The organism is Longimicrobium sp. (assembly GCF_036280135.1).
Taxonomy (GTDB): domain Bacteria; phylum Gemmatimonadota; class Gemmatimonadetes; order Longimicrobiales; family Longimicrobiaceae; genus Longimicrobium.
This window is the reverse complement of the sequence record NZ_DASURI010000622.1, coordinates 1-7,615: the sequence shown is the minus strand read 5'-3', so window position 1 is coordinate 7,615 and position 7,615 is coordinate 1. Positions and strand designations below refer to the sequence as shown.

At 72.1% G+C, this 7,615-nt stretch carries 8 protein-coding genes; 4 read left to right on the top strand and 4 right to left on the bottom strand.

Annotated features, from left to right (window positions below; genetic code table 11):
- The 3 genes from VFZ20_RS20190 to VFZ20_RS20180 all read right to left on the bottom strand — a co-directional run.
- On the bottom strand, window positions 1-823 hold an 823-nt coding region (locus VFZ20_RS20190; protein ID WP_329685743.1), incomplete at its 3' end, for a hydantoinase/oxoprolinase N-terminal domain-containing protein.
- A 180-nt stretch (window positions 824-1,003) separates the two neighbouring features.
- Window positions 1,004-1,804 (bottom strand): hypothetical protein, encoded by an 801-nt coding sequence (locus VFZ20_RS20185; protein ID WP_329685742.1) that lies wholly within the window; start codon window positions 1,802-1,804, stop codon window positions 1,004-1,006.
- A 159-nt stretch (window positions 1,805-1,963) separates the two neighbouring features.
- A complete protein-coding gene (locus VFZ20_RS20180; RefSeq protein WP_329685741.1) occupies window positions 1,964-2,188 on the bottom strand; it encodes a hypothetical protein in 225 nt (74 codons plus the stop codon).
- A 180-nt stretch (window positions 2,189-2,368) separates the two neighbouring features.
- On the opposite strand from VFZ20_RS20180, the gene VFZ20_RS20175 reads away from it, so the two are divergent.
- The 3 genes from VFZ20_RS20175 to VFZ20_RS20165 all read left to right on the top strand — a co-directional run bounded on the left by VFZ20_RS20175 (window position 2,369) and on the right by VFZ20_RS20165 (window position 5,088).
- The gene (locus VFZ20_RS20175) at window positions 2,369-3,046 is read left to right on the top strand and encodes a DUF1707 SHOCT-like domain-containing protein (protein WP_329685740.1); all 678 of its coding nucleotides are present in this window, start codon (window positions 2,369-2,371) and stop codon (window positions 3,044-3,046) included.
- Window positions 3,047-3,128: 82 nt separating this feature from the next.
- The gene (locus VFZ20_RS20170; RefSeq protein ID WP_329685739.1) at window positions 3,129-4,364 is read left to right on the top strand and encodes a GGDEF domain-containing protein; all 1,236 of its coding nucleotides are present in this window, start codon (window positions 3,129-3,131) and stop codon (window positions 4,362-4,364) included.
- Window positions 4,365-4,482: 118 nt separating this feature from the next.
- Complete coding sequence (locus VFZ20_RS20165; RefSeq protein ID WP_329685738.1) at window positions 4,483-5,088, top strand: YqaA family protein; 606 nt, start codon at window positions 4,483-4,485, stop codon at window positions 5,086-5,088.
- Window positions 5,089-5,530: 442 nt separating this feature from the next.
- Here the strand turns inward: VFZ20_RS20165 and VFZ20_RS20160 are convergent, their stop codons facing one another.
- On the bottom strand, window positions 5,531-6,160 hold the full coding sequence (locus VFZ20_RS20160; protein ID WP_329685737.1) for a hypothetical protein: 630 nt from the start codon (window positions 6,158-6,160) through the stop codon (window positions 5,531-5,533).
- Between the two features lie 511 nt (window positions 6,161-6,671).
- Between VFZ20_RS20160 and VFZ20_RS20155 the strand changes: the two genes are divergently transcribed.
- Window positions 6,672-7,615 (top strand): peptide chain release factor 3 (locus tag VFZ20_RS20155; RefSeq protein ID WP_329685736.1); only part of this gene is annotated, 944 nt, incomplete at its 3' end.

Genomic DNA, 7,615 nt, shown 5'->3' with positions numbered 1-7,615 from the left:
TCTCCGCCCGCGCCAGCAGCCCGATGAACGGCGCCAGCTCGGACGACAGCGAGACGTGCTCGAACCCCGCCTCGCGCAGCGCGTCCGCCAGCGCCCGCTCGTGCGCGGGGTCGCGGAACGCGTGCGCCAGCGCCACCGCCGCCGAGCGGATTCCGTCCGCCGCCAGCCGCTCCGCCGCCGCGCGCGCGTCCGCCGCGTCCAGGGGGACGAGCACGGCGCCGTCCGCCGCGCGGCGCTCCACGACCTCGACCGATTCGGCGTACAGCGGGTCGGGGCGGCGCACGTCTAGCGCGAACAGGTCCGGCCGCTGCTGCGTGCCGATGCGCGGCAGGTCCCCGAACCCGCGGGTGATGAACAGCGCCGTGGGCGCGCCGCGCCGCTCCAGCAGGGCGTTGGTGCCGCGCGTGGTCGCCAGGCGCATGGCCAGCGGCGGCAGCGCCGCGCCGAAGGGCGTCCCCGTCACCAGGCGCGCGGCCAGGATGGGCGCCTCTTCCGGCGAGCGGATCTCGACGGATGCGCCCGCGCGGACGCCATCCATCCCGCGCTCCAGCCGCATCCGCCCCGTCCGCGGATCGTAGTCACGGATGCGCGCCGGCTCGGCGTCCATGCCCAGGACGCGCATCTCCAGCCCGTCCACCACGCCCGGCGCCGCGCCCCACTCCTCGGCGATGCGCAGCGTGTCCGCCGATTCCACCGCGCGTACGACGGCGCGCAGCGCGCTGCTGCTGAGCACCTTGGCGCGCCGCAGCACGCCGCCGGGGTGAAGCGCCAGGCAGTCCGTGAAGGTGCCGCCCGTGTCGATCCAGATCTGCCAGGGAGACAAAGTGCGAGAGTGCGAGAGTGCGAAAGTGCGAAGTGCGAAGTGCGAAGTGCGAAAGTGCGAAGTGCGAAAGTGCGAAAGTGCGAAAGTGCGAAAGTGCGAAAGTGCGAAAGTGCGAAAGTGCGAAAGTGCGGAACGGAACGGCGGCCGGATTCGGGTCGGTGCGCGCCGCGCGGGGAGCGGCTACCCTTTCTCCGGCAGCATCCCGCCCCGGCACACGTGCTCGAAGACGAAGTCGAAGAGCGAGCTCTCGTTGATCGCCTCCCACGTGTACGGCGCGGAGTCTTCAAGGAACTCGATCCGGCCCTCGGGATCGTACTGCACCAGGCGCCACACGCGCACCAGCCCCCCTTCGCAGTCCATCTCCACCTCCCAGTTCGTCTCCGTGCCCGCCTGGTCGCCGTTCTCGGGGTTGTCCTGGAGCGCCTCCCACCGCATCCAGGCGCGCGTCACGTGCGTCCCCATCGTATCGGGGGCGACCTCCACGGACAGGCGTTCGCGCTCATTCTGGCCGATCACCTCCCAGCGCTGCTGCCCGTACCCGCCCGGCAGGGGCGCGTCCGGCGCGGCGGACTGCGCGCGGGTCACCGCCATGGCGCCGCAGCCCGGGCCCAGGATCAGCCCCGCCATCCGCCGTCCGTTCACCGTCGCCTGGATGCCCACGGGCCCGTAGCCCGCCGGCATCTCTCGCGCGTCGATGGGCCGCAGCACCAGCGCCGCGCCCGTGAACCGGCCCATCACGGGATAGCTGCCCGCGGGGACCTCCGGGTTCTCCGGCGTGGGCGAGAATTGAAAGGTGCCCTGGACGATGCCGTACGCATTGCCGCGCAGGTCCAGGTCCAGCGCGGTGACTCCCTGCGGGCACTCGTACGTGCCCGTCCAGCGGCCGGACAGCGCGGAGGCGTCGGCGGGCTGGGCGTGCGCGGGCGCTGCGGCGGCCAGCGCGCACGCGGGGACGATGATGCGGCGGATGAATGGGTGCATGATGGGGATGTCCGTGCGGAGGGGGATCTGAAGCGTCCTGCGGAAACCGCCCGCGCGGATGATACCACGGCCCCACGCCGGGGCGCCAGAAACGCCGCGCGGCCCCGGCGGAACGCATCCGCCGGGGCCGCACGCCGCCGATCGAAGGCCGATCGCCGATTACTTGTCGTCGCCCTCGGTGGGCGTGACGTTCACCTCGGGGGTGACGACCGTCTGCGTGTCGGTGCTCACCTCGACGTTGGCCGGGTCCACGTCCACCTTGGGCATCTCGCCGCCCTTGACGTCCACGTCCGGCAGCTTGCCCTCTTCCTCCACCTCGGCGGTGCAGGCCACGGCGCCAAGCGTAAGGGCCAGCGCGGCCATCGTCATGAGCCTCTTGAACATGGGTGTGTCTCCTGGGGTTGAAACGAACCTGCGGGGGTACCCGTTGAACACGAAGTAAGCAACGCGCGTGCCCAAGGTTTGTTCCCGCTGCCGATGGCGCTTGCCCGTCCGGCACGCCCCGCATACAATTGCGGGTCTGTACAACGGCGCCCCGGCGCCCCCCTCTGGCGGTATCCTGCCATGTCGCAGCCCTTTCCCGCGTCCGTGCCCGTCCCCCTGGAGCAGACGCGGCAGTCCGTCATCGCCCAGCTGGCCGAGCACTTTGCCGCGGACAACCTGTCCGTGGAGGCGCTGGAGGAGCGCCTGGACCGCGCGCACCAGGCCGCCTCGCCCGACGAGCTGCGCGCGCTGGTGAGCGACCTGCCCGCCGTGCGCCCCGGCGCGCCGCCCGTCTCGGCCCCGCGCACGTACGTGAGCCCCGCCACGGGCCAGCACGTGGCCGAGCGGCAGGTGATCGTGGGCATCATGGGCGGGGCGGAGAAGAAGGGCGTGTGGACGCCCGCCCGGCAGACGTTCGTGCTGGCCCTGATGGGCGGCGCGGAGCTGGACTTTCGCGAGGCGCGGCTGCCGCCGGGCGTTACCGAGGTCAACGTGTTCGCCATCATGGGCGGCGCCGAGATCATCGTGCCCCCGGGCGTGCACGTGGACATGAACGGCATTGCCCTCATGGGCGGCTTTGGGCAGACGGGCTACGCGCCCCCGCCCACGGACCCCGACGCGCCCATCCTGCGCATCGGCGGGTTCGCGCTGATGGGCGGCGTGGAGGTCAGCGTCCGCTACCCCGGCGAGCGGCCCCGCGACGCCCGCCAGCGCACCAAGCTGGAGCGCAAGGAGCAGCGCCGCCTGCACGGCGGCTGACGTCCGTCCCGCCCCGCGGTGGCCCGGGCCTCCCACCCGCCGGGCCGCCGCGCTCTCCGCATCTTTCCCCGTCCGCCACGCCATGTTTCCCGAAGACGTCGGCGCACTCGTATCCGCCATCGGGCTGTGGACGCAGACCGGCGGCGCGTTCCTGCTCGCGGGGCTGTTCACGGCCCTGCGGCGCAGCCATCCGCGTCCCCAGCCGTACTTTCGCGAGTGGACGCGCGCCTGGTACTGGCTGCTGGCGGCCCTGCTGGGCGTGGTGCTGCAGTACGGCTCCCTGCTGCCCGCGGGCGACACGCTGGCCGTGCGCGGCGCCAACCTGCTGTACCAGGGCGGCAAGCTCGTCTTCGTGGCGCACCTGGTGGCCGGCACCCTCAACTACGTGCGCGGCGTGCGCCCCCGCGACTTCCTGCGGCGGGCCATTCCCCTCATCCTCGTCTACGCCACCGTCACCGCGTTCCTCCCCGGCGTGCTGCTCAACGGGGTGATGCTGCTGCAGGCGCCGCTCATCGCCGGGCCGTTCATCCTGTGCGCGTGGCTGCTGCTGCGCCTGCCCCAGTCGCGGTCCACCATGGGCAGCCGGGCCACGGGCACGTTCTTTGGCCTCATTGCCGTGCTGTGGCTGGCGTACGCGTTCGCCTTTGCCCGCGACGGCATCCCCGCGCTCCGGGAGCCGGCGGGGTCGCTGGACTTTCTGCTGCAGTACAACAGCTACCTGGACCTGCTGCTGCAGATCCTGCTGGGCTTCGGGATGGTGGTGCTGCTGCTGGAGGATGCCAAGCGCGAGGCCGACGACGCCCGCGCGCAGCTGGCCCTGGCGCACGACCGCCTCAAGCGCGTGTCGCTGTACGATCCGCTCACGGGCGCCCTCAACCGCCGCGCGTACGACGAGGGCGTGGGGCTGGAGGCCGTGGGCGCGCGCTTCGGGACGGCGGTGATGCTGGACATGGACAACCTCAAGGCCGTGAACGACGCCTTTGGCCACGCCGCCGGCGACGATCTGCTGCGGCGGGTGGTGGAGGCCGTGCGCGGCAGCATCCGCCCCACGGACCGCGTGTATCGCTGGGGCGGGGACGAGTTCCTCGTCCTGTTTCCCGGCGCGCTGGCGGAGGACATGCTTCCCCGCATCCGCGCGGCGTTCCAGGAGGCCAACGAGGGCGCGGACGCGTCGCGCGAGCTGCTGGTGAGCCTGGGCGCGGCGGACTACGCGGGCGCCGAGGAGATCGCCGACGCCATCGAGCGCGCCGATCGCGCCATGTACGACGAGAAGGCCCGCAACCGCCGCGGGGCCCGTCCCGCCGTCCGCATCGCCTGAAAAAACGCATTCTTGCACGGCTTGGCGGAGTCAACGGGGTCGTTCAACCGTTGACTCCGTTCTCGTGCGGGGTTCGTTTGGGCGGATGGATGCGGATGAACAACAGGCGCGCGACGGGATGAGCGAGGCGGCCGCGGAGTCGTCGGCGGACGAGGACGAGGCAGTGGGGCGGTGGACGCGGCTGACGGCGCATCCCGCGGCGCCGGCGCTGCTGTTCGTGTTCGCCGTGGTGGAGGGATGCGTGTTCCCGGCGCCCACAGAGGCGCTGTACGCCGCGCTGGCCCTGGCGCGTCCGCGGCGGTCGTGGGCGCTGGCGGCCGTGGCGGCGGCGGGCAGCGTGGCCGGCGGGCTGATCGCGTGGACGCTGGGCGCGTGGCTGTACGACCGGGTGGGCGCGCGGGTGCTGGCCTCGTACGGGCTGGCAGACCGCGTGGATGCCGTGGGCGCCGCCTACCGCGACAACGCCGCGCTGGCGCTCGTGACGTCCGGCTACACGCCGGTTCCGTACGTGCTGTACGGCATCGTGGCGGGCGCGTCGGGGATCGGGCTGGGGACGTTCGTGCTGTTCTCGATGATCGGCCGCGGGCTCAAGTACGCGATCCTGGCCGGCATCGCGCGCGCCGCCGGGCCCACGCTGCGCGGGTGGATGGTCCGCAGCCGCGCGGTGCTGATCGCGGTTGTCGCCGTCATCGCCGCGCTGGTGGTGATGTCACTCGTGCGGTGAGGGCGGGAGGCGGGAGCGGGACGGCGGAGGGGAGAAGGACGCGAGAGGGGAAGGGATGCGGATGGGCGGAGGACCGGAAGGCGAAGGACTGTGAGACGGAAGGCGCGTCGCTGCGCGACGCGGGGCCCTCTCCCCCGCCGGCCTTCTTGCTCGTTCCTCGCAACGGCCGGCGACCCCTCCCCCAACTTCGGGGGAGGGGTTGTCACAGGGCGAGCGCTGCGCGCGAAGCCGAACCCGTGGAGGGGCTGCAGTTCTCCCCCTCCCCCGCGAAGCGGGGGCAGGGGGTCGGAGGGAGGGGGCCCTCCGCGGGCGAGAGATCCTTCACCAATCCGCTCCAGGCTCAGCGACCACGATCTGGTCTCCTCTCTGCGCGAGGAACGAGCGGAGAGAGGCCGGGAGAGGGGCGGGTCGCTCCCGGCGTGATCCGTCCGCATGCCCGGCGCTATCGCGTGCGCGTGCGGGTCACGTCCACGGTGCGGTTGCAGAAGGTGCCGCGCACGGTGTGAGTGCCCGTGGCGGGCGTCCAGGTGGCCGTGAGGTCCACGGTGCACGAGCCGCTCGCGCCCCCGGAGCGCGTCCAGTCAAAGCTGCCCTTTTGCGTGCTCGTGCGGGTGCCCGGCTGGCCGTCAGTCCACGTCTGCTGCGAGGTGAGCTGCACGGCCGGCGTCGTGGTGATGGTCAGCGTGCCGCCCTCGGGGCCGCGCCGCGCGGGAAACGTGCACGCGGCGTCCGTGCGCGTGGCGCTGAACGAGACGCTGCCGCCGCCCTGTCCGTCTCTCGTCGCCTCGCGAGTGCCCTGCACGGTGGCCGTGCCGCCGGACGGGCACGCGCGCGTGCTGGTGAACGTGGTGGTGTTCGTGGCCCGCGCGACGGAGCCGGGGAGCAGGGCCGCGCTGGGGCCGCCGGAGCCGTCGATGACATCGGCGCCCACGCCGTCCCAGGCGTAGGCCAGCTCCTGCGCCTCGGCCTGGGTAAGCGCGGACGTGGAGTCGCCGCCGGTGGGGGAGCCTCCGTCGCACGCGGCGAGGGCCGCGAGCGCCATCAGGACCGGGAACACGTGCTTGTGCGCCATCGTCGTCCTCCGTGGAGTGTGGGGGGCGGGGAACGCGTCCGCCGCGTCCCGTGCAGACACAATACAGCGCCCTCGCCGCGCGCGTTGGGCAATGCCGATCATCGATCAACCCGCCCGCGGATAGACCCCTCAGTTCTCCCCCTCCCCCGCGAAGCGGGGCAGGGGGTCGGGGGGAGGGGGCCCTCCGCGGGCGAGAGATCCTTCACCAATCCGCTCCAGGCTCAGCGACCACGATCTGGTCTCCTCTCTCCGCGAGGCACGAGCGGGGGGAGGCCGGGAGAGGGGCGGCTTGCTCCCGGCGCGAGCCATCCGCATGCCGCGACGAAGTTCTCCCTTCCCCCATGCCGTTTATGGGGGAAGGGTCGGGGATGGGGGGCGCTCGCCCGCCGCGCGATCCCTCCTCCCCCGGCCGGCGCCCGTCCTTCCCCATCCACGGAATGCGACACGCGTTGAAGTCGGCCCTTCGTGGTGTTAAATTCCGCGGCTGGACCATGATCCCGAAGAGCCGACCATGAGCAGTTTGAGCGAAGAGGTCCGCCGGCGGCGGACCTTTGCCATTATCAGCCACCCCGACGCGGGCAAGACCACCCTTACCGAAAAGCTGCTGCTTTACGGCGGGGCCATCCACCTGGCGGGGAGCGTAAAGGCGCGGCGCGCGGCACGGCACGCCACCAGCGACTGGATGCAGATGGAGCAGGAGCGCGGCATCTCCGTGACCTCCTCCGTCCTGCAGTTCGAGTACGACGGCCGCGCCGTGAACCTGCTGGACACCCCTGGCCACCAGGACTTCAGCGAGGACACGTACCGCACGCTCATGGCCGCCGACAGCGCCGTGATGCTGCTGGACAACCGCAAGGGCGTCGAGGAGCAGACGCGCAAGCTGTTCGAGGTGTGCCGCCTGCGCCGCACGCCCGTGTTCACGTTCGTCAACAAGTGCGACCGGCCGGGTGAGTCGCCGCTCAAGCTCATCGACGACGTGGAGCGCGAGCTGGGAATGCGCTGCTACCCCATGATGTGGCCCATCGTGGAGGGCGACCGCTTCGTGGGCGTGTACGACCGCGCCACCACGCTCGTGCACCTGTTCGAGCGCGGCGAGGACCACGGCCAGAGCCGCATCGACCAGTTCACGGGCTCGCTGGACGACACGCACATCCAGGAAGCCATTCCCGAGAGCGCGCTCAACCAGCTGCTGGAAGACCTGGAGCTGCTGGACATGGCCGGCGGCGAGTTCACCCGCGAGGCGTTCCTGGCCGGCGAGGTGTCGCCCGTGTTCTTTGGCAGCGCGCTCACGAACTTTGGCCTGGAGCCGTTCCTGCGCCGGTTCCTGGAGCTGGCGCCGGCGCCCACGCCGCGCGTGGCCAGCACGGGCGAGGTGGACCCGCTCAAGCCGGAGTTCACGGGCTTCGTGTTCAAGATCCAGGCGAACATGGACCCCAAGCACCGCGACCGCATCGC

What these genes read in the sequence shown, in the direction of transcription:
- VFZ20_RS20185 (WP_329685742.1), bottom strand. Translation starts at nt 1,804, where the DNA reads ATGCACCCATTCATCCGCCGCATCATCGTCCCCGCGTGCGCGCTGGCC.
- VFZ20_RS20180 (WP_329685741.1), bottom strand. Translation starts at nt 2,188, where the DNA reads ATGTTCAAGAGGCTCATGACGATGGCCGCGCTGGCCCTTACGCTTGGC.
- VFZ20_RS20175 (WP_329685740.1), top strand. Translation starts at nt 2,369, where the DNA reads ATGTCGCAGCCCTTTCCCGCGTCCGTGCCCGTCCCCCTGGAGCAGACG.
- VFZ20_RS20170 (WP_329685739.1), top strand. Translation starts at nt 3,129, where the DNA reads ATGTTTCCCGAAGACGTCGGCGCACTCGTATCCGCCATCGGGCTGTGG.
- VFZ20_RS20165 (WP_329685738.1), top strand. Translation starts at nt 4,483, where the DNA reads ATGAGCGAGGCGGCCGCGGAGTCGTCGGCGGACGAGGACGAGGCAGTG.
- VFZ20_RS20160 (WP_329685737.1), bottom strand. Translation starts at nt 6,160, where the DNA reads ATGGCGCACAAGCACGTGTTCCCGGTCCTGATGGCGCTCGCGGCCCTC.